This is a genomic window from Nocardioides sp. Root1257 (assembly GCF_001425175.1).
Classification (GTDB): domain Bacteria; phylum Actinomycetota; class Actinomycetes; order Propionibacteriales; family Nocardioidaceae; genus Nocardioides.
Genome location: NZ_LMDV01000008.1, coordinates 466,915 through 486,654 on the forward strand (window position 1 = coordinate 466,915; position 19,740 = coordinate 486,654).

General features: G+C 72.2%; 20 protein-coding genes. 7 read left to right on the forward strand and 13 right to left on the reverse strand.

Going from position 1 to position 19,740, the window contains the following annotated elements:
* Window positions 1-86 precede the first annotated feature (86 nt).
* Window positions 87-1,343, forward strand: a complete 1,257-nt coding sequence (ilvA, locus tag ASC77_RS10340) for a threonine ammonia-lyase IlvA (protein ID WP_056151828.1) — start codon at window positions 87-89, stop codon at window positions 1,341-1,343.
* Between the two features lie 3 nt (window positions 1,344-1,346).
* On the opposite strand, the gene ASC77_RS10345 is transcribed toward ilvA, so the two are convergent.
* Window positions 1,347-2,690 carry an aspartate aminotransferase family protein gene (locus ASC77_RS10345; RefSeq protein WP_156391024.1) on the reverse strand — a complete coding sequence of 448 codons (1,344 nt, stop codon included), beginning with the start codon at window positions 2,688-2,690 and terminating at the stop codon, window positions 1,347-1,349.
* A gap of 17 nt (window positions 2,691-2,707) precedes the next feature.
* Here ASC77_RS10345 and ASC77_RS10350 point away from each other — a divergent pair, with 17 nt between their 5' ends.
* Together ASC77_RS10350 and trmB are read left to right on the forward strand one after the other, a co-directional pair.
* Entirely contained in the window at window positions 2,708-3,160 is a 453-nt protein-coding gene (locus ASC77_RS10350; protein WP_056151834.1) for a hypothetical protein, read from the forward strand.
* Window positions 3,161-3,182: 22 nt separating this feature from the next.
* Window positions 3,183-3,914: a tRNA (guanosine(46)-N7)-methyltransferase TrmB gene (trmB, locus tag ASC77_RS10355; protein WP_056151837.1), complete on the forward strand. Its 732-nt coding sequence runs from the start codon at window positions 3,183-3,185 to the stop codon at window positions 3,912-3,914.
* On the opposite strand, the gene ASC77_RS10360 is transcribed toward trmB, so the two are convergent.
* Complete coding sequence (locus ASC77_RS10360; RefSeq protein WP_056151840.1) at window positions 3,899-4,906, reverse strand: LacI family DNA-binding transcriptional regulator; 1,008 nt, start codon at window positions 4,904-4,906, stop codon at window positions 3,899-3,901. The two genes, trmB and ASC77_RS10360, sit on opposite strands and share 16 nt — an antisense overlap.
* A 47-nt stretch (window positions 4,907-4,953) precedes the next feature.
* Between ASC77_RS10360 and ASC77_RS10365 the strand changes: the two genes are divergently transcribed.
* Window positions 4,954-6,312, forward strand: coding sequence for a GH1 family beta-glucosidase (locus ASC77_RS10365; RefSeq protein WP_056151843.1), 1,359 nt, complete (start codon window positions 4,954-4,956; stop codon window positions 6,310-6,312).
* A gap of 15 nt (window positions 6,313-6,327) precedes the next feature.
* On the opposite strand, the gene ASC77_RS10370 is transcribed toward ASC77_RS10365, so the two are convergent.
* The 3 genes from ASC77_RS10370 to ASC77_RS10380 all read right to left on the reverse strand — a co-directional run bounded on the left by ASC77_RS10370 (window position 6,328) and on the right by ASC77_RS10380 (window position 9,730).
* Entirely contained in the window at window positions 6,328-7,251 is a 924-nt protein-coding gene (locus ASC77_RS10370; protein ID WP_056151846.1) for a carbohydrate ABC transporter permease, read from the reverse strand.
* Window positions 7,248-8,210 carry a carbohydrate ABC transporter permease gene (locus tag ASC77_RS10375; protein ID WP_056151851.1) on the reverse strand — a complete coding sequence of 321 codons (963 nt, stop codon included), beginning with the start codon at window positions 8,208-8,210 and terminating at the stop codon, window positions 7,248-7,250. The genes ASC77_RS10370 and ASC77_RS10375 overlap by 4 nt, the downstream gene beginning before the upstream one ends.
* A gap of 167 nt (window positions 8,211-8,377) precedes the next feature.
* Complete coding sequence (locus tag ASC77_RS10380) at window positions 8,378-9,730, reverse strand: ABC transporter substrate-binding protein (RefSeq protein WP_235547573.1); 1,353 nt, start codon at window positions 9,728-9,730, stop codon at window positions 8,378-8,380.
* 473 nt (window positions 9,731-10,203) lie between these two features.
* On the opposite strand from ASC77_RS10380, the gene ASC77_RS10385 reads away from it, so the two are divergent.
* Together ASC77_RS10385 and ASC77_RS10390 are read left to right on the forward strand one after the other, a co-directional pair.
* Window positions 10,204-10,707: a SigE family RNA polymerase sigma factor gene (locus ASC77_RS10385; RefSeq protein WP_056151856.1), complete on the forward strand. Its 504-nt coding sequence runs from the start codon at window positions 10,204-10,206 to the stop codon at window positions 10,705-10,707.
* Window positions 10,704-11,822 carry a hypothetical protein gene (locus ASC77_RS10390; protein ID WP_056151859.1) on the forward strand — a complete coding sequence of 373 codons (1,119 nt, stop codon included), beginning with the start codon at window positions 10,704-10,706 and terminating at the stop codon, window positions 11,820-11,822. Before ASC77_RS10385 ends, ASC77_RS10390 begins: the two co-directional genes overlap by 4 nt.
* On the opposite strand, the gene ASC77_RS10395 is transcribed toward ASC77_RS10390, so the two are convergent.
* From ASC77_RS10395 to ASC77_RS10405, 3 genes are read right to left on the reverse strand one after another with little or no spacing between them, the layout of a single operon-like run.
* On the reverse strand, window positions 11,812-12,243 hold the full coding sequence (locus tag ASC77_RS10395) for a VOC family protein (RefSeq protein ID WP_056151862.1): 432 nt from the start codon (window positions 12,241-12,243) through the stop codon (window positions 11,812-11,814). The two genes, ASC77_RS10390 and ASC77_RS10395, sit on opposite strands and share 11 nt — an antisense overlap.
* 9 nt (window positions 12,244-12,252) lie before the next feature.
* Window positions 12,253-12,702, reverse strand: coding sequence for a helix-turn-helix domain-containing protein (locus ASC77_RS10400; RefSeq protein ID WP_235547575.1), 450 nt, complete (start codon window positions 12,700-12,702; stop codon window positions 12,253-12,255).
* A gap of 8 nt (window positions 12,703-12,710) precedes the next feature.
* Entirely contained in the window at window positions 12,711-13,517 is an 807-nt protein-coding gene (locus ASC77_RS10405) for an RDD family protein (RefSeq protein ID WP_056151868.1), read from the reverse strand.
* A 24-nt stretch (window positions 13,518-13,541) separates the two neighbouring features.
* Between ASC77_RS10405 and ASC77_RS10410 the strand changes: the two genes are divergently transcribed.
* Window positions 13,542-14,537, forward strand: coding sequence for a stage II sporulation protein M (locus ASC77_RS10410; protein ID WP_056151872.1), 996 nt, complete (start codon window positions 13,542-13,544; stop codon window positions 14,535-14,537).
* A 112-nt stretch (window positions 14,538-14,649) separates the two neighbouring features.
* On the opposite strand, the gene ASC77_RS10415 is transcribed toward ASC77_RS10410, so the two are convergent.
* The 5 genes from ASC77_RS10415 to ASC77_RS26990 are packed head-to-tail and all read right to left on the reverse strand — an operon-like array spanning window position 14,650 to window position 19,736.
* Entirely contained in the window at window positions 14,650-15,936 is a 1,287-nt protein-coding gene (locus ASC77_RS10415) for a DUF58 domain-containing protein (protein ID WP_056151875.1), read from the reverse strand.
* Window positions 15,937-15,938: 2 nt separating this feature from the next.
* Window positions 15,939-16,907 carry an AAA family ATPase gene (locus ASC77_RS10420; protein WP_056151877.1) on the reverse strand — a complete coding sequence of 323 codons (969 nt, stop codon included), beginning with the start codon at window positions 16,905-16,907 and terminating at the stop codon, window positions 15,939-15,941.
* Window positions 16,904-18,040, reverse strand: coding sequence for a DUF4350 domain-containing protein (locus ASC77_RS10425; protein WP_056151882.1), 1,137 nt, complete (start codon window positions 18,038-18,040; stop codon window positions 16,904-16,906). The genes ASC77_RS10420 and ASC77_RS10425 overlap by 4 nt, the downstream gene beginning before the upstream one ends.
* Window positions 18,037-18,636 carry a DUF4129 domain-containing protein gene (locus ASC77_RS26985; RefSeq protein WP_056151884.1) on the reverse strand — a complete coding sequence of 200 codons (600 nt, stop codon included), beginning with the start codon at window positions 18,634-18,636 and terminating at the stop codon, window positions 18,037-18,039. Before ASC77_RS26985 ends, ASC77_RS10425 begins: the two co-directional genes overlap by 4 nt.
* Window positions 18,633-19,736, reverse strand: coding sequence for a hypothetical protein (locus tag ASC77_RS26990; RefSeq protein ID WP_162249815.1), 1,104 nt, complete (start codon window positions 19,734-19,736; stop codon window positions 18,633-18,635). The genes ASC77_RS26985 and ASC77_RS26990 overlap by 4 nt, the downstream gene beginning before the upstream one ends.
* Window positions 19,737-19,740: the final 4 nt, after the last annotated feature.

The window sequence follows — 19,740 nt, forward strand, 5'->3', positions numbered from 1 at the left end:
ATCACCAAGTGATCTGATCTAGCGAGCAACTGAGCGGCCCCGGACCTCACGGTCCGGGGCCGTTCTGCATCTCCTAGGGTCTACTCGTGACCGATCCCCGAGTTGATGCCGCCGCCGTCGAGGCGGCAGCCGAGCTGCTGCGCCCCGTCGTACGGCGGACCGAGCTCGAACACAGCGTCCGGCTCAGCGAGATCGTCGGCGCGCCGGTGCTGCTCAAGCGGGAGAACCGCCAGCTGACGCGGTCCTACAAGGTGCGCGGCGCCTACCACCTGATCAACGGACTCACCGACGCCGAGCGCGCCCGCGGCGTGGTCTGCGCGAGCGCCGGCAACCATGGCCAGGGGCTGGCCTGGAGCTGCGCCCGGCTCGGTGTCGAGGGTCGGGTCTACGTGCCCGGCAACACCCCGCGCCAGAAGCGGCAGCGCATCCTCGCCCTCGGCGAGGGGCGGGTCGAGCTGATCGTCGAGGGCAGCACGTACGACGTCGCGGGGGCCGCCGCGCTGGCCGACTCGCAGCGCACCGGAGCGGTCTACGTGCCGCCCTTCGACGACCTGCGCACCATCGCCGGCCAGGGCACGGTCGCCGTCGAGCTCATGGACCAGGCGATCCTTCCGATCCACACGGTCGTGGTGCCCCTCGGCGGTGGCGGGCTCATCGCCGGGATCGCGACCTGGCTGCGCGAGCGGCACCCGCAGGTGCGCATCGTCGGGGTCGAGCCCCAGGGCGCGGCCAGCATGACGGCCGCCCTCGCTGCCGGCGGTCCGGTGCTGCTGCCCGACGTCGACACGTTCGTCGACGGTGCGGCCGTCGGGCGGGTCGGTGACCTGACGTTCCCGATCGTGCGCGACCTCGTCGACGAGGTCGTCACCGTCGAGGCGGGCGCGGTGTGCACCGAGATGCTGGACCTCTACCAGGTCGAGGGCATCATCGCCGAGCCCGCCGGTGCGTTGGCGAGTGCCGCCGTACGCGATCTGGCAGGCTCGTTCCCCGCCGACGGCGCCGTGGCCTGCATCGTGTCCGGCGGCAACAACGACGTCAGCCGGTACGGCGAGATCGTCGAGCGCTCGCTGGTCCACCAAGGGCTGCGGCACTACTTCCTGGTGTCGTTCCCGCAGGAGCCGGGCGCGCTGCGCCACTTCCTCGACGAGGTGCTCAGCGAGACCGAGGACATCGTGGTCTTCGACTACGTCAAGAAGAACAACCGGGAGACGGGTCCCGCGCTGGTCGGGGTCGAGCTCGACACGGCCGCCGGCCTCGCGGGTCTGCTCGACCGCATGGAGGCCAGTCCGCTCACCATCGAGCGCGTGCCTCCCGGGTCACCGCTCTTCACCTTCCTGATGTGAGCCTCACCCGACCAGTGCCGAGACGGCCTGCCCGAACACCTCGGTGTGCCGGTCGACGTCGGCCTCGGTGTGGTGCGGGCTGAAGAGTGCCATGTTGTGGAACGGCGTCAGCAGCACGCCACGGTTGAGGCACCACAGGTGCAGCAGACCCTCGAGGTCCTCGTCCACCGCGGCGGCAGCCGCGGCGCCGTCGCGCGGCGGCGGGCAGAACCAGTACTCCGCCCGGCAGCCGAGCCGCTGCACGTGCCAGGGCAGCCCGTGCTCGGCGATCACGCCGGCCACACCCGCGGTGAAGCGCTCGGCGAGCGGGACCGCGACCGCGAAGTCCTCCTCGCGCAGGCAGGTCGACAGGGTGGCCCGGATCGCGGCGAGCGCCAGCGCGTTGCCGGTGAGGGTGCCGCCCACGCCGGCGACGTCGATCTCGTGCCCGAGCATCGGCCCGGACAGCCGCTCGGCCAGCTCGGCGCTGAGTCCGTACGCCGCGCACGGGATGCCGCCGCCGATCGGCTTGCCGACGACCACGATGTCCGGGTCCAGTCCCCAGGCGACGGTGGCGCCGCCCGGTCCTGCGCACAGGGTGTGCGTCTCGTCGTTGACCAGCAGGACGCCGTGGCGCCGGGTCACCTCGCGCACGCCCTCCAGGTAGCCCGGGTCGGGCAGCACGATGCCGATGTTGGTCAGCGCCGGCTCCATGAGCAGGCAGGCGACGTCGCCGACGGCGAGGCGGCGGTCCAGCGCATCGAGGTCGTTGAACGGCACCACGGCCGTGGTCTCGGCGACGTCGACCTGGGGGCCGAGGGCGCCGGGTCGCGCGACGACCCGGTCCCCGTCCAGCACGGCGAGGGTCTCGTCGACGGTGCCGTGGTAGCACCAGTCCATCACCGCGATCCGGGCCCGGCCGGTGAGGTGGCGCGCGAAGCGGAGCACGAACCGGTTGGCGTCGGTCGCCGACATCGCCAGCTGCCACGACGGCAGGCCGAAGCGCCGGGCCAGCTCCTCGCCCACCCAGATCGCGTCGGCCGACGGGAGCATCGTCGTGATGCCGCGCGAGGCGCGCGCCGTGAGTGCCTCGGTGACCTGGGGGAGTGCGTGGCCGGTCATCGCACCGGTGTCGCCGAGGCACAGGTCGACGTACTCGACCCCGTCGACGTCGGTGAGCCGGGCGCCGGACGCCGACTCGAAGAAGAGCGGGAAGCGGCCCGGCCAGCGGGTCATCCACGGCATCGGCACGCCGGCCAGCAGCGGGCCGCGGGCGGCGTCGGCGAGCTCGGCCGACCGTGGGTGCGAGTCGGCGAAGCGCTCCTCCTCCGTGGCCCGGAGCGACGACAGGAGTGTGCGGTCGATCATGTGGGCAATCTAGCGGCGTGGACGACGACCAGGCACGCACCCTGATCGCCGAGCGGACGGGATGGTCACCGACCGTCGCCGAAGGGGTGCGCCGCTACCTGCGCGACCGGGGCGTAGGCGCCTGGCAGCTGCTCCGCATGATCGACTCGCCACAGGTCGCCGAGCGTGAGCTGAGCCGCCTGGCCGGCATCGGCGGGTACGACGACCGGGACACGGCGTGGCTGGTCGAGCACGTGGAGGCGGTCTCGGCCGCCTTCGCGCGGGCGCACACGACAGCCCAGGCGCGCGAGCGTGAGGGGATGGAGCCGGCCGACTGGACGGCCGCGGCGGACCTCGCCCGCGAGGGGGTCGCCGCCTGGCAGGCGCTGGCCGGGCGGCGTGGGGAGCCCGACCAGGTGTGCGCGGCCCTGCACGCAGCCGCGCGGTTCCAGGAGCTCCAGCGCTCCGTGGCCCGATGGCAGCCCGGCTGAGCTGCCAGGAGAAGATGGCCGCATGCCCGACCCCGACGACCGAGTACGACCCGCGCGCCCGCACCACAAGCTGACCGACGATGGCCGCCGGATGCGCGAGGTGCTCACCTACTCCCGGCGGGGCAGCCGGTTCACCCCGCGTCAGCAGGAGGCCTGGACGGCGTACGCCGAGCGCTGGTGGCTCCCCGACGAGGCCGTCGACGACCCGGCGTTCACGCTGGCCGGTCTCTTCGGACGCGAGGCGCCGCTGATCATGGAGATCGGGTCGGGGATCGGTGAGTCCACCGTCGAGCTCGCGAGGACGCGACCCGACCACGACGTCGTCGCGTTCGAGGTCTGGCGCCCGGGCGTCGCCGACACCCTGGGACGGATCGGTGACGCCGGCCTGACCAACGTGCGGATGCTGAGCGTCGACGCGGTCTGGTCGATCGAGCACCTGGTCCGCCCGGACAGCCTGGCGGGCCTCTGGATCTTCTTCCCCGACCCGTGGCACAAGGCCCGTCACCACAAGCGCCGGCTGATCACCCCGGCGTTCGCGAGGCTCGCCGCCGAGCGGTTGGCGCCCGGAGCCGAGTGGCGGCTGGCGACGGACTGGGCGGACTACGCCGAGCAGATGGTCGAGGTCCTCGACGCCGAGCCGCTCCTCGAGGGCGGCGTCGTCGAGCGCTGGTCGGAGCGCCCGGTCACGAAGTTCGAGCGCAAGGGCATCGCGGCGGGCCGCGACATCGTGGACCTGGCCTACGTGCGCGGCTGAGTGGTGGTCCCGCGCACCACCAGCGCGGTCGGCAGGATCACCTGCTCGGGCCTCCAGTCGTCGTCGGTCAGCGCGGCGAGCACCTGGGTGGCCGCGACCCGACCCTGCTCGTGCACCGGTTGCGAGACCGTCGTGAGGTCGAAGTAGCTGGCCATCTCGTGGTCGTCGATCCCGATCACCGAGAGGTCCTCGGGCACGCGTACGCCGAGCTCGCGCGCGGCCCGCAGCGCGCCGATCGCCATCTCGTCGGAGGCCGCGAAGATCGCGGTAGGCGGCGGGTCGAGCCCGAGCAGCTGCTCGGCCGCCCGTTGGCCGCCGGTGACGGTGAACTCGCCGTCGGCCTCGAGGTCGGCCCGCAGCTCCACGCCCGCCTCCTCCAGGGTGCACCGGTAGCCCGCCAGGCGGGCCGACGGCGCCGTGAAGTCGAGCACGCCCTCGGTCGCACCGCCGAGGTAGGCGATCCGCCGGTGCCCGAGCTCGAGCAGGTGTCGCGTCGCGGTCGCGGCCGCCTCGTGGTCGTCGATGCGCACCGTCGCCCACCCGGGCATGTCGGCGCCGATGACCGTGACCGGGCGGCCGAGCTGCCTGAGGCGCTCCAGCTCGTCGGGGCTCGGCTTGAGGCTGAGCACGAGCACCGCGTCGACCCGCTTGGTCAGCAGGCTGGTCTCGAAGACGCGGTGCCGGGCCGAGGGGTCACCGGCGAGGTTGTAGAGGAGCAGGTCGTAGCCGCGCTCACGGAGCACCTCCTCGGCGCCCTGCACGATCGCGGCGAAGAACCACTGCGTCACCCGCGGGACGATCACGGCGACGGTGCGGGTCTGCCCGCTGGCCAGCCCGGCCGCGCTGGGGGAGGGCACGTAGCCCAGCCGCCGGGCCGACTCCATGACCCGCTCGCGGGTCTCGTCGGACACCCCCGGGAGCCCGCGCAGCGCGCGCGAGACGGTCGCCGTGGACATCTCCACGTCGCGGGCCACGTCCTTGATGCTCGTCACAGCGGGAGCGCTCCCACTTTGCCGTCCCAGGCACTACGGTGGTGCCCATGACTCTGCACCTCCCGGACGGATCCACCCTCGCCTTCGGCGCCGCGACGGCGGCGTACCAGATCGAGGGAGCGAGCACCGAGGACGGTCGCGGCGCGTCCATCTGGGACACGTTCGCTGCGCGTCCGGGCGCGACCAGGGACGGGCGGGACGGGTCGGTCGCCTGCGACTCCTACCACCGCTACGAGGAGGACCTCGACCTGGTCGCCGGCATGAACGCCGGCTGGTACCGCTTCTCGGTCGCCTGGCCGCGGATCGTCCCGACCGGCACGGGCGCCGTCGAGACGCGCGGGCTGGACTACTACGACCGCCTCGTCGACGCCGCCCTCGCGCGCGGCGTGCAGCCGACCGCCACGCTCTACCACTGGGACCTGCCGCAGGCGCTCGAGGACCGGGGTGGCTGGCAGGAGCGCAGCACCACGGAGGCGTTCGCCGACTACGCGATGGTCGTCCACGACCGCCTCGGCGACCGCGTCAAGGTCTGGGCCACGCACAACGAGCCCTGGTGCGCCGCCTACCTCGGGTACGCCGCGGGCATCCACGCGCCTGGTCGCAAGGAGGGCGCTGCCGGACACCGCGCCGCCCACCACCTCAACCTCGCCCACGGACTCGCAGCCGCCCGCCTCCACGAGGCCGGCGTCCGCGACGTCGGCATCGTCCACAACCTGGCGCCGTTCTGGCCCGAGACGCCGGAGGCCGCGCAGGCCGCGGACGAGCTCGACGCGGTGCGCAACCGCATCTGGACGGGACCCCTCGTCGACGGTGCGTACGACGAGGTGCTGCTCCGCGTCGCGCCCGTGCTCGCCGACGAGACGCTGGTCCGCGACGGCGACCTCGCCCTCGTGCAGGGCTCGGCCGACTGGCTCGGCGTCAACTACTACACGCCGTTCCGGCCCACCCTCGCCGACCCCGGCCTCGAGGTGCACCCCGAGGTCGAGGCCTACCCGGGCGTGACCCCGGTGTCCTTCGTGGTCCGCGAGCCCCGCACCGACATCGGCTGGGAGGTCGACGGCTACGGCCTCGAGGAGCTGCTCGTCGACACCCACAAGCGCACCGGGCTGCCGATCGTGGTGACCGAGAACGGCGCGGCCTACCCCGACCCGGTCGTCGACGGGTTCGTCGACGACCAGGACCGGATCGGCTACCTGCGTGACCACATCGCCGCCACCGAGGCCGCCCGCGCCGCCGGCGCGGACGTCCGCGGCTACATCGTCTGGACCCTGCTCGACAACTTCGAGTGGGCCGAGGGCTACACGAAGACCTTCGGCGTCGTGCACATCGACCCCGAGGACCTCACCCGCACCCCGAAGGCGTCCTACCACTGGCTGAGCGAGCACTTCGGCCCCGCTTCGTCCTGACCGCCGGGTCGTCGCTCAGCCCTTGACGCTGCCGGCCAGGAGTCCGCGGACGAAGTAGCGCTGCAGCGACAGGAAGACGATCAGCGGCACCACCAGCGACACGAAGGCGCCTGCGGAGAGCAGGTACCAGTCCTGCCCGCGGGTTCCGGAGAGCTCCGCCAGCCGCACGGTGAGCGGGGAGACGTCCGGGCTGCCGCCGCCGAACACCAGGGCGACGAGCAGGTCGTTCCAGACCCACAGGAACTGGAAGATGCCGAACGCCGCGATCGCGGGCGCCATCAGGGGCAGCATGATCCGGCTGAAGATCTGCACGTGCCCGGCGCCGTCGACCCGCGCGGACTCGATCAGCTCTCCGGGGATCTGCGACATGAAGTTGTGCAGCAGGTAGATCGCCAGTGGCAGTGCGAAGATCGAGTGCGACAGCCAGATCGTGTAGAAGCCACCGCCCGGGGCGTCCGAGCCGGCCAGGCCCTGGTCGACGTAGAGGCTGAGCAGCGGGATCATCGTCACCTGGATCGGGACGATCTGCAGGGCGAAGACGGCCACGAACAGGAAGTCGCGGCCGGGGAACTTCATCCAGGCGAAGGCGTACGCCGCCATCGTCGCGATCGACACGGGGATCAGCACGGACGGGATCGTGATGACGATCGAGTTCACGAAGTACGTCGCGAGGTTGGTGTCCGTGCCGTGCAGCACCTCGTCGTAGTTGTCGAGGGTGAAGCTCGGGTTGGTGAAGATCGTCCACCAGCCGCTGGTCTTGATGTCGCCCTCGGGTCGGAACGAGGTGACGAAGAGGCCGATGGTCGGGATCGTCCAGAGGAAGGCGATCAGGATGGCGGCGATGGACGCCCACGGGGAGGTCAGTGCCTTGTGCGCGTTGCCCGACAGCGACTCCTGCTGGGCGACGGTCGCCTCGACGTCGGTGATTGCGGTGGTCATCGTGCCTCCAGCTTGCGCATCTGACGGACGTTGTAGATCACGATCGGCATGACCAGGACGAAGATCAGCACGGCGAGCGCCGCGCCGAGGCCCTGGTCGAAGGAGCGGAAGCTCTGCACGTAGAACTCGTAGGCCAGCACGCTGGTGTCGAAGTTGCCGCCGGTGGTGGTCCGCACGACGTCGAACGCCTTGAGGGTCGTGATGCTGATCGTGGTGAGCACGACGATCAGGGAGGGCCGGATGCTGGGGATCGTGATCTGGCGGAAGAGCTGCAGCGGGCCGGCGCCGTCGAGGCGGGCCGCCTCCGTGATGTCGTCCGGGATGGCCTTGATCGACGCGGACAGGATCGTCATCGCGAAGCCGGCCTGGACCCAGATCATGATCACGATCAGGAAGAAGGTGTTCCAGGGCTGCTCCTGGAGGAACCGGTAGGTGTCGAACCCGAGCAGCTTGAGGAAGGCGTTGGCGATGCCGATCTGGTCGTCGGACGTCTGCCGGTAGTCGTAGACGAACTTCCAGATGATCGAGGCGCCGACCAGCGAGATCGCCATCGGCAGGAAGATCAGGGCCTTCGCGAACTTCTCGAACTTGGCGCGGTCGATGAGGACGGCGTAGATGAGGCCGATCGCCGTCGAGACCGTGGGCACCACGATCACCCAGATCGCGGTGTTGATGAGCACCTGGATGAGGGCGCTGTCGGTGAAGATCTTCTGGTAGTTGTCGAGCCCGATGAACTCGTTGCCCGCCGCGTTGCGGAAGGACTGGTAGATCGTGTCGATCGCCGGGTAGAGCAGGCCGAGGGCGATCAGGAGGATCGCGGGCAGCACGAAGGCCGCGGACTGGATCAGCTCCCCGGTGCGGGACCTCAATCGCTGCGTCAGCAGCAGGATCACCGCGACGACCCCGAAGAACAGGCCGATCGCGATGAACATCTGGACGAACTTCTCACCTGCGGACATGACGCACTCCCGGTGGTCGGGCGGCGGAGCGGCGGCTCGCGCGGCCGGGTGGACAGGAGAAGGGTGCCGGGCCGCGAGGTCCCCGTCCAGGGGACGGGGTGACCTGCGCGGCCCGGCGGGGTGTGGCTGCCCGCCGGCCGGTCAGCGACCGGCCGGCGAGCGGTCGATCACGGCCAGGACGCCTCGATGTTGTCGAGGGTGTCCTGCGTGCTCTGGTTCTCGCCGATCCACGCAGTCATCTCCTTCCAGAACGACCCGGCGCCCACGGCGCCCGGCATCAGGTCGGAGCCGTCGAAGCGGAAGACCGCGTCGGGGTTCTGCAGGATCTCGACCGACGTCTTGTCGATCGGGCTGGCCACGTTGGCGATGTCCAGGTTCTTGTTCGCGCTGACGAAGCCACCGTTCTTGGTGGCCTTGCCCTTCTCGTTGACCCACTCGCCACCGGAGATGTAGGTCATCAGGGCCTGCGTCTCGATGCTGTCGGTGAACGCCGTCACGAACTCGCCACCGCCGAGGACCGGGCTGCCGAACTCGTCGCCCATCGGGGGCAGGTAGAACGCGTAGGCGTCGCCGTTCTCGGAGACGTCCGTGCCCTCGGGCCAGTTGGCGGCGTAGAAGCTCGCCTGGCGGTGCATCGCGCACTTGCCGTCGAGGATCGGGAGACCCGCGTCGGTGAACTCCGTGCTGGCGATCGACTTCGAGTCGCCGAAGCCACCGTTGACGTAGTCCTCGTTCTTGAGGATGCCGCCGACCTTGTCGAGGGCGTCGACCACGGCCGGGTCGTTGAACGGGATCTCGTGGTTGACCCACTGGTCGTAGACGTCCGGACCGGCGGAGCGCAGGAGCGTGTCCTCGAGCCAGTCGGTGGCCGGCCAGCCGGTGGCGTCGCCGGAGCCGATGCCGGCGCACCAGGGCTTCATGCCGCTGGCCGCGATGGTGTCGGAGAGCGTCAGCATCTCGTCCCACGTGGTGGGGACCTTCCAGCCCTTCTCCGCGAACATCTTCGGGGAGTACCAGACGAAGGACTTCACGTTGGCGGTGAGCGGCGGTGCGTAGAACTTGCCGTCGACCGTGCCGTAGGCCTTCCAGTCCGGGCCGTAGAACTCGTCCACGTTGTCGGACACCGTCTTCGGCGCCTCGACGACCTTGCCCGTGTCCTGGACCAGGGTCTTCAGCAGACCCGGCTGCGGGATGAACGCGATGTCCGGCGGGTTGCCGCTCTTGACGCGGACGACGAGCTGGGCCTCGAACTCCTTCGAGCCCTCGTAGTCCACCGCAGCACCGGTGCAGTCGGTGAAGAGCTTGAACGAGTCCTTGTAGGGCTGGTCCTCGGGGGCGACGATCGAGGTGTAGATCTTGACCGACTTGCCGCTGAGGTCACCGAACTGCGTCAGCTGCTCGCATTCGGCCTTGCCCTCGCCGGGCGAAGTGCCGCTGGCCTTGTTGCTGCCTTCTGAGTCGCTGCCGCCACAGCCAGCGAGGACGAGTCCTCCGCTGACGAGAACGGCAGCGACTGCCATTCCGCGACGCGTGTTGCGTGATCGCATGCGTGCATTCCTCTCTGGGTTGTCAGCAGGTCCGTCTAGTCCGCGCGCCTTCAAACCCGCTCCGTCGAGGACGATGCAAACGTTTACGCGCGTGTCCGTCAAGGACTGCCGATCACGATTCTGTAACGCAGGTCACATTTCAATGGGAACGCTCCCATAACCGGATGATAGCCACACCACTCGGGGTCGCGCCGCAGGATCTCCGAGTTTGTTTCGAGCACATGACAGCCGGTCTGGGCCACCGCCGGGGCGCTCGGTCCGTCCGGCAGGGTGCTCCGATCGCCGCAGAACTTGCGGGCCGCACCCGGTTTCGGGTCACAACAGGGTGTTGCGGCCTCCTCCCATGACGAGGCCCCGGCCCCGAGATCCCGCTGCCGGTCTCAACCTTTCGGGCCCTTGGGTGCTCTTCTTCTCCTGACGGCACCGACAGCTCGGAGGGTGGAGACGTGACAGGCACGGAGCTCGGGTTCAGCGAGTTCATGGCCGCCCGGTGGGCGCCTCTCTACCGCACGGCGTACCTGCTGTGCGGCAACCCGCACGAGGCCGAGGACCTGCTGCAGGGTGCGCTCGCCCGCACCTGTGTGCGCTGGGACTCGATCCGCGACAAGGGAGCCGCCGACGCCTACGTACGCCGCGCGATGGTGCACGCCGCGTCGCGGCAGTGGGGCCGGCGCGGTCGCGAGGTCGTCACTGACGAGGTGCCCGACCTGGGACACCTCGGTGGGCTCGACGTGCGCGCCGACCACCTCGCGCTGTGGGCGGAGATCCGCAGGCTGCCGCCGCGGATGCGCGCCACCCTCGTGCTGCGGTACGTCGAGGACCTCACCGAGGCCGCCACCGCACACGAGCTGGGCTGCTCCGTCGGAGCCGTCAAGAGCCAGACCCACCACGCCCTGAAGCGGCTGCGCGCCGCGCTTCCCGACCTTCAGCTCGCCGAGGAGAAGTCATGACCGACACCGAGATCCGCGCAGCCCTGACCGAGGTCCGCGACGCCGTCGTGGTCCCGCCCGTCGACCGGCTCGCCTTCGAGCGGCGCGTCCGCACCGAGCGGCGCCGTCGTACGACGGGCCGGACCCTCGGCGCGAGTGCGGCGGCCGCGGTCGTCGTCGCTGGCGCCGCTCTGTGGGCGGTGCAGTCCCGGGGGCCGGAGGCTCCCGACCCGACGCCGGCCGCGGTCGATCCGACGCCGACCTCGCCGCAGCTCGCGGTGGTCACGCTCGAGGGCCAGCTCGTCAGCATCGACCCGACGGGCACCGGCAGCCACGCGCCGGGCATCGTGATCGAGCAGGTGCTCGGTCGCACCCGCGACGGAGTCGCGGTGCTGCGCCAGTCCTCGCCGGGCAGTCGGGTGACCGTGGTCCCGATGGAGTCGGACGGTGAGCTGGGCCGGGACCGGTCCACGTGGACGGAGTACGGCGGCCCGGACGTCACGCAGGCCTGGCTGTCCGCCGACGGCACGACGATCTCGACCGAGGAGCTGGACGGCACCCTCCGGGTGCGCACCATCGGCTCGGCGGACGACACGGTCGTCGCCCACCTCGCCGTCGGGGCGCAGGTCGCGGCCGCGGACGGCGAGCGCTGGGTCGAGCGACTCGGGGACGACACCCTGCGCCTGCACACCGGGAGTGCCGCCCACGACCTCGAGGTGAGCGGGTCGCCGGCCGCGGTGGGCATCGTCCAGGTCGCAGGTCCGACCGTGGCCGTGCACACGCGCCGCGGGGTGGACCTCTTCTCCGCCGACGACGGCACCCGGCTGGCCGTGGATCCCGACGGCGAGGCGGGGGCGCTGTCGCGCGACGGTCGCCTCTACGCGGCCGCCGGCAGCGACACGGCCTCCGTCACCGACCTCGGCACCGGCACCGTCGTCCGCCTCCGCGGTCTCGACGGCACGCCGCTCGACGCCTCGGTGCCGGTGCGCTGGCAGGACCGGGACCACTTCCTGGTCGTCGGCACCGACGCCGTCCGGACCGGCAACCACATCCTGTGGGACTGCTCCTACGCGCTGCGCCGGTGCACCGAGCGGTACGACGACCCGACGGGCTCGCTCGGGCTGCCTACGAGCTGACGTCCTCGGGGGTGAACGCCCGCGGTTCGACGAGCACGATCCAGTTGCCCGAGTTGTCACGGCACAGCGCCTCGACGCCGTACGGCCGTTCTTCGGGCTTCTGGAGGAACTCGACACCCTTCGCGCTGAGCTCCTCGTAGGTCTTCTGGCAGTCGTCGACGCTCATCCCGAGACCGTTGAGGCCGCCGTCGGCCTGGGCGCGGTTCATCGCCTCGACCAGCTCGGCCGAGAACGGCGGGCCGGCCACGGTGAGGTGGACGGAGAGCTCGGGCTGGTTGGGGTGGTTGACGGTGCACCAGCGGTAGCCGTCGCCGAGGGTGATGTCGTCCTTGAGGTCGAAGCCGAGCACGTCGACGTAGAAGTCACGGGAGGCGTCGATGTCCTGGACGAAGACCGACGCGATGGCGATGTGGGTGATCATGCGACCACGCTAGGAGCCGGTGACCTCGCCTGGCTTCTCCTGCCTTGCGCGTTCCTGGCCGGACCGTTCGGCCAGGCCCCACTGGAAGATGTAGCAACCGGGGATGCGCGGGGCGCCGTCCGCGGCCCACCGCCGCTGGAACTCGCTGGGGCTCTCGCCGACCAGGGCGCTGAACCGGGTGCTGAACGAGCCCAGGCTCGAGTAGCCGACCGCGTGGCAGACCTCGGTGACGGTCAGGTTGGTGGCGCGCAACAGGTCCTGGGCGCGCTCGACGCGCCGCTCGGAGAGGTACGCCGCGGGCGTGCGGCCGTACGTCGCCTTGAAGAGCCGCTGGAAGTGGAACTTGCTGAGCCCGGCGACCGCGCCGAGCGTCTCGAGGTCGAGCGGCTCGGTGTAGTGCCGGTCGATGTGGTCGCGGGCCTGCCGCAGGTGCACCAGGACGTCGCCGGGTGCACGCACCGGAGAGCTCATCGCCGGGCGACCAGCCGGTGCCGGAGCTGGGTCTCCCGGGCCAGCCGCGCGCTGTCGCGCTCACGGCGGGCCGCGACGACCGCGGCGAGGAAGGCCTCGGGCGGGGTGCCCGGTGGCGGCGCCGGCGCGACGTACTCGCTGACGGCGTGGGCGAGGCGCTCGCCGATCGCGGCCCGGGCGGCGGGGTCGATCTCCTGGCGCCCGAGGAACTGGCGCACGGCGAGGGCCAGGCCGGTCGGGAGCCGGGCCATGTCCGCCTGGGCGGCCCAGGCGGCCAGCGGCGGCGGCATCGCCGCCGGTGGCGCGAGGCTGAGCCGCACCCGGTCGCGCACGACGTACGTGCCGGCGGCGTAGTCGCCGAGCCGCTTGCCGCGGGAGCTGAGGAGGGCCGAGAAGAACGCCGGTGCACCGAAGAACAGGTAGATCTCGACGACCCCGACCAGCGCTCGGACGAACGCGTGCTGGAAGGAGATCGGGCCCGCGTCGTCGCGGACGGTGCGCAGGCCGAGGGCCAGCTTGCCCAGCGACTTGCCGTGCGTCAGCGTCTCGATCGCCGTGGGGAAGACGAGCCAGGACACGATGACCGAGGCCAGCATCGCGACGGAGATCAGCGCGGCATCCGCCTGGAGGGCTGCGATGACCAGACCCAGCACGAGCCCGATGAGCAGGCTGAACGTGACGACGACGTCGATCAGCCCGGAGGCGATCCGGGTGCCGAGGCTGGCGGGGGGCAGGTCGAGCGCCACCGCCTCGCCGGTCACGAGGTCGTCGGTGGTGAGCGTCGCGAACTCCGGTGTCGCCATCGTCGGTGAGTCTAGGGTCGGGGCATGGACCTCGACGCGTACGTCGCGGCGCACGTCGCCGAGTGGCGTCGGCTCGAGGACCTCTCGCGGCGCCGCCGGTTGTCGGGACCGGAGTCGGACGAGCTGGTCGAGCGCTACCAGCAGGTCGCGACCCACCTGTCCGTGGTCCGTACGTCGGCGCCGGACGCCCACGTCGTCGCCTACCTGTCCACGCTGCTCGCGCGCGCCCGCAACCGCGCGTCCGGGACCCGCACCAGCACCTGGCGCGGGGTGCGCGGCTTCTTCGTGGACCGGTTCCCGGCGGCGCTCTTCCGGCTGCGCTGGTGGTGGCTCGGCACGCTCGCCGCCAACGTGGTCGTGACCGGCGTGATGATGCTGTGGCTGCTCGGCCACCCCGACGTCGAGCAGAGCCTGCTCTCGCCCGAGCAGGTGGACCAGCTGGTCAGCCACGACTTCGAGGACTACTACTCCGAGTACGCCGCCAGTCACTTCGCGGCGCAGGTGTGGGTCAACAACGCCTGGGTGGCCGCGCTCTGCATCGCGCTCGGCGTGCTCGGGCTGCCGGTGATCTACCTGCTCTTCTCCAACATCGCCAACCTCGCGATCATCGGCTCGATCATGATCCGCCACGACCACGGCGCGCACTTCTGGGGGCTGATCCTCCCGCACGGCCTGCTCGAGCTGACCGCGGTCTTCGTCGCGGGCGGCACCGGGCTCAGGCTCTTCTGGTCGTGGGTCGAACCCGGGGCGCTGACGCGCACCCACTCCCTGGCCCGGGAGGGCCGGACCGCCGGCACGATCGCTCTCGGCCTGGTCGCGGTGCTGCTCGTCAGCGGCATCATCGAGGCCTTCGTGACGCCGTCGGGCCTGCCGACCTGGGCGCGCATCGGCATCGGCCTGCTGGCCGAGGGCGTCTTCTTCGCCTACGTCTTCGTCCTCGGCCGCGACGCCGCCCGCCGCGGCCAGACCGGCGACCTCGACGCCGTCCTCCTCGAGGACCGCGTCGCCACCCAAGCCTGACGGTTGAGTCGAGACTTCTGACGCTTCAATCGAGAGTTTCGTCCGTCGAGTCCGGACTCTGGAGACCAGAACTCCGGACTCAACCGTCAGAAGTCTCGATTCGACGTGGCGGCTAGAGAAGCCCGCGGGCCTTCAGCGACAGGTAGTGGTCGGCGAGAGCGGGGGGCAGGTCGTCCGCGTCGACCACGTCGACGCCGAGCGTGCGCAGCAGGTCGGCGGTGTAGCGCCGACGTCCGATCACCTGCTCGGCGGCCGCGGCGTCGTACACCTCGTCGAGGCTCGTGCGGGTGCCGGAGAGCTGCTCCAGCTCGGGGTCGCGCACCGACGCGAGCACCACCCGGTGGTGCCGGGTCAGCACGGCGAGCACGGGGAGCAGCCCCTCGTCCACGGCCGAGGGCTCCAGCGGCGTCAGCAGTACGACGAGCGCGCGCTGCCGCCCCAGCCCGTTGACCGCGCCCGCGAGCGTGTCCCAGTCGGCCTCGGCGATCACCGGGTCCAGCTCGGCCATCGCCTCCAGGAGGCGCGCGGCGATGTCGCGGTCGCCGGCGAAGCGGAGCCGGCGGCGGACCCGACGGTCGCCGGCCACGAAGTCGACCCGGTCGCCGGCCCGGGTCGCGAGCGAGGCGAGCAGCAGGGCGGCGTCCATCGCCGAGTCGAGCCGGGGTACGTCGCCGATCCGGCCCGCCGACGTACGCGACGTGTCGAGCACCAGCACCACCCGGCGGTCGCGCTCCGGCTGCCAGGTGCGGACGACGACGCTGCGGCTCCGGGCGCTGGCTCGCCAGTCGATGGAGCGTACGTCGTCGCCCCGGACGTACTCGCGCAGCGAGTCGAACTCGGTGCCCTGTCCGCGCACCCGGATCGCGGCGCGGCCGTCCAGGTCACGCAGCCGGGCCAGGYGGCTGGGCAGGTGCTTGCGCGAGTCGAAGGGCGGCAGTGCCCGGACGCTGCCCTCGACGACCCGGGTGCGCTGCCGGGCCGCGAGCCCGAGCGGCCCGCGCAGCCGCACGGTCACGCCGATCGCGCGCAGGTCGCCGCGGCGCTGGGGGAGCAGCGGCGTCGTCAGGACGACCCGGTCGCCCGGCGGCAGCGAGAGTCGGTGCCGGTTGGGACCGGCGCCGGCGGTCGGCTGCCACGCGTCGCGTACGACGCCGTGCAGCCCTCGACGCGATGCGTTGGTCGCCACCAGCGCGGTCGAGGTCGGCTCGCCGAGCCGGACCGCCCCGACCGGCGGGCGCGTGAGCGTCAGCGTCGCGGGCGACGGAGCGAGCAGCAGGTCGGCGCCGACCAGGAGCAGCACGGCCAGCACCCACAGCCACACCGTGCTCATCTCGGGGCGCAGCAGCACCGCTCCCACCCCCAGGAGGAGCAGCAGCGGGACGCGTCCGGAGATCGACACCGCTACCTCGGCACCGGCACCGAGCCGAGCGCGGAGGCCAGCACCTGCGCGACGTCGACGCCCTCGAGCTCCGCTTCGGGACGCAGCCCGAGCCGGTGCACGAGGGTCGCGTGCGCGAGCGACTTCACGTCGTCCGGCGTCACGAAGTCGCGGCCGGTGAGCCAGGCCCACGCCCGTGCCGAGCGCAGCAGCGCCGTGGCGCCGCGGGGGCTGACACCGAGGCTGAGCGACGGCGACTCCCGGGTCGCGCGGGCGATGTCGACGATGTAGCCGGCCACCTCGGGGCTGACCTGCACCTGGCCCACCGCCGCCCGGCCGGCCGCGATGTCGTCGGCTCCCGCCACCGGTCGTACGCCGGCGCCCGCGACGTCGCGCGGGTCGAACCCGGCCGCGTGGCGACGCAGGATCTCCAGCTCGCTCGCGCGGTCCGGCACGGGCAGCACCACCTTGAGCAGGAAGCGGTCGAGCTGCGCCTCGGGGAGCGGGTAGGTGCCCTCGTACTCGACCGGGTTCTGGGTCGCGGCCACCAGGAACGGCGCCGGCAGCGGCCGCGACACCCCGTCGACGGAGACCTGGCCCTCCTCCATCGCCTCGAGCAGGGCGGACTGCGTCTTCGGCGGCGTCCGGTTGATCTCGTCGGCCAGCAGCAGGTTCGTGAAGAGCGGCCCCTCGCGGAAGCTGAGCTCGCCCTGCCGGCTGTCGATCACCATCGAGCCGGTGATGTCGCCGGGCATCAGGTCGGGCGTGAACTGCACGCGCCGGGTGTCCACGGAGAGCGCGCCGGCGAGGGTCCGCACGAGCAGCGTCTTGGCGACCCCGGGCACCCCCTCCATCAGCACGTGGCCGCCGCAGAGCAGCGCGACGAGCAGGCCGGAGACCGCGGCGTCCTGGCCGACGACGGCCTTCGCGACCTCGGTGCGCACGGCGGCCAGGCGCTCGCGGGCGTCGTTGCCGGTGGGGGACTCGCTCATGGGCGGCGTACCTCTTTCTCGAGCTCGGCCAGCTGGTCGGCCAGCGTGATCAGGTCGTGGTCGGTGGTGGGTGCGGGTGCGTGCGGCCCGAGCAGGGCATCGACCTCGGCGACCGGGCGACCGGTGTGCCGCGCGACGTCGCGGACCAGTGCCTCCGGGTCCGGGTGTGCCCCGAGACGGAGCAGCTCCGTCGCCCGCCCGCGAGCGGCCGCGCGCAGCACGGTGGCGGCGTGCGCTCGGTCGCCGGCCTTGCGGTAGAGCCGGCCGCGGCTGCGGGTGGTCTCGATGGCCTTCACGGCGACCGGCAGCGGCTCGATCGCGAGCGGGCCCAGCCGTCGCGCACGCCAGACGAGCAGGCCGAGCGTGGCGACCGCGACCAGCCACAGGGCCGGGCGCAGCCAGGGCGGCAGCAGCGTCGAGACGCTGACCCCGTCGTCTCCGACCAGGTCGTCGAGCGACGGGACGTACCAGACCAGCCGGTCGGACCGGCCGAGCAGGCGCAGCCCGACGGCCGCGTTGTCGGCGTGCAGGACCTGGTCGTTGCGCAGCGCGTCGCCGGCACCGAGGAGCACGGTCCCCGGTCGCGGCTCGACGAGCAGGGCGCCGTCGTCGGTCGGGAAGCACCCGTCGTCGACCGCGTAGGCGAGCGCGCGGTCGACGTCGATCGTCAGGCCGGCGTACGTCGGGTCCGCGCAGCCCGACTCGACCGGGTCCTCCAGGGCGAGGCTGCTCGGGAGCTCGGTGACGCCGAGGGCGTCGGTCGTGCCCGGGCCGGGCTCGACGACCACCAGTCGACCGGGCGCCGCGTCGTCGAGCAGGCGGTCGGTGGTGCTCCGCCCCAGCAGATCCGCCGAGGTGACGAGCACGGTCGTGTCGCCGTCGACGCCGGCGGCATCGAGGGCGTCGGCACTGCGGACCACGGTCAGGTCGACGCCCTGGTCGTCGAGCACCCGGGCCAGGGCCTGGGCGCCGTTCGGGCCCGGGTTGTCGGGGTCGAGCGCCGCGGTGCGGCCCGAGTCCTGACCGGCGAGCACGATCGCCGTGACCACCGCGGCGACCAGGCCGCCGGCGACCAGCAGCGTCGACCCGCTCGGACGTCGGCGGGCGGTGCGCTCGAGGGTGGGCGCGCTCATCGGTGCCCCGCGAGCGCGTCGTCGAGCGCCAGGACGTCGGCGGCCTGGTCGCGCGTGGCCGGCCGGTCGCCGTACCGGACGGCGTCGAAGAGGGCCGCGCTGCTGGCCACCGGGGCCTGCTGGTCGGGGTACGTCGTGGCGAGCGCGCCGGCGACCTCGCGGGCCGTGGCGCCGGGTCGGTCGTCCAGCCGGCCGCGCTCGACCTGGCGGACGGTCAGCGCGCGGAACCCGTCGACCAGGGCTGCCGCGTTGCGGCCCTCGGCGAGCGCCCGCTCCGCCGCGTCCCGCAGCTGGTCGGCGGTGACCGTCGCGTCCTCGACCACCGGGCCGGGCCGACCCGCCGCGCGCGCCGTACGACGGACCCGCGACAGCAGCCAGGCGAGTCCGACACCGAGCAGCAGGAAGGCGACGATGGCGGCGAACGTCGACAACGGCGGTGCCTTCGCGGCCGAGTCGATCAGCCCGTTGAGGAGTCCGTCGAGCCAGTCGAGCACCCGCAGGAAGAGGTTGGTGTCGTGGTACTCCGGGTGCGCCAGCTCGCGCCGGAGGAGGGAGTGCGCCTCCTCCGAGGACGGGTCGAGCGGCGGCGTGATCACGACGCGGTGATCCCCGCCTGCGCCATCAGCTCGACGTCGTACGCCTCCTTGCGCATCCGCTGGTCGAGGTACTGCAGCGAGCTGACCGCGGAGGTGAACGGCGCGACGAAGGCCGTCGCCAGCACGGTGCCGAGCGCGTTGACCGTGACCAGGATCAGCACGGCCGCGCCCTCGTCGGAGACCGCGAGGCTCGCCAACGGGCCGACGATGGCGAACGGGATGGTGATGATCGAGGAGGCCACCGACGTGACGACGACGGTGAGCAGGGCGATCCCGAAGGTCCGCCAGAACTGCCGGCGGGTCAGCCGGTAGCCGCGGCCGATCGCCGCGAAGACGCCGAGCCGCTCCACCATCAGCGCGGGCACGGGCAGGTAGGTGACCCGGATCCAGATCCACCAGGTCGCCGCGACGATCACCGGTGCGGTGACGACGAACCACACGAGCACGGGGACCCACGAGCTCGCGACGACGACCACGACGACCGACAGGAGGGCGTAGACGCCGAAGAGCCCGACCCAGACCAGCCCGATGATCGCGGTCAGGCCGAGCAGCCGCCAGCGCGAGCCGCGCGTCGCCGCCCACGCCTCGCCGAGGGACAGGCGGCGGCCGATCGCGGCGGCGGCGGTGACGTGGGCGACCATCCCGGTCACGAAGATCAGGCCGACGTACTGGAGGACGGAGCCGACGATGGTCGTGGCGTACAGCGCGCCGACGCCGACCAGGTCGGCGGAGTCCTCGCCGAACGTGTCCCCGGAGAGGTCGACGAGCGAGGTCACGACCGCGGTGACGAGCACCGGGATGGCCATCGCGATCGCGGCCACCAGCACGGCCGACCCGACGGTCGCCTTCGGGTTGAAGCGGATGATCCGGAACGCTGCGTCGTAGAAGTCGCCCAGTCCGAGTGGGCGCAGCGGCATCGCGCCCGGCTTGTGGGCCGCGCCCAGCATCCCGGGCGCCCACTGCGGAGGTGGCGGGCCGGCGCCGTACCCCGGAGGCGGTCCCCACGCCGAGGGCGCCGGCTGCGGAGGTGGGGCCCAGCCGGGTGGGGGAGGCTCGACGGGGCCGCCGCCCGGCGGTGGGAACGGCTGGCTGCCCGACATGGGC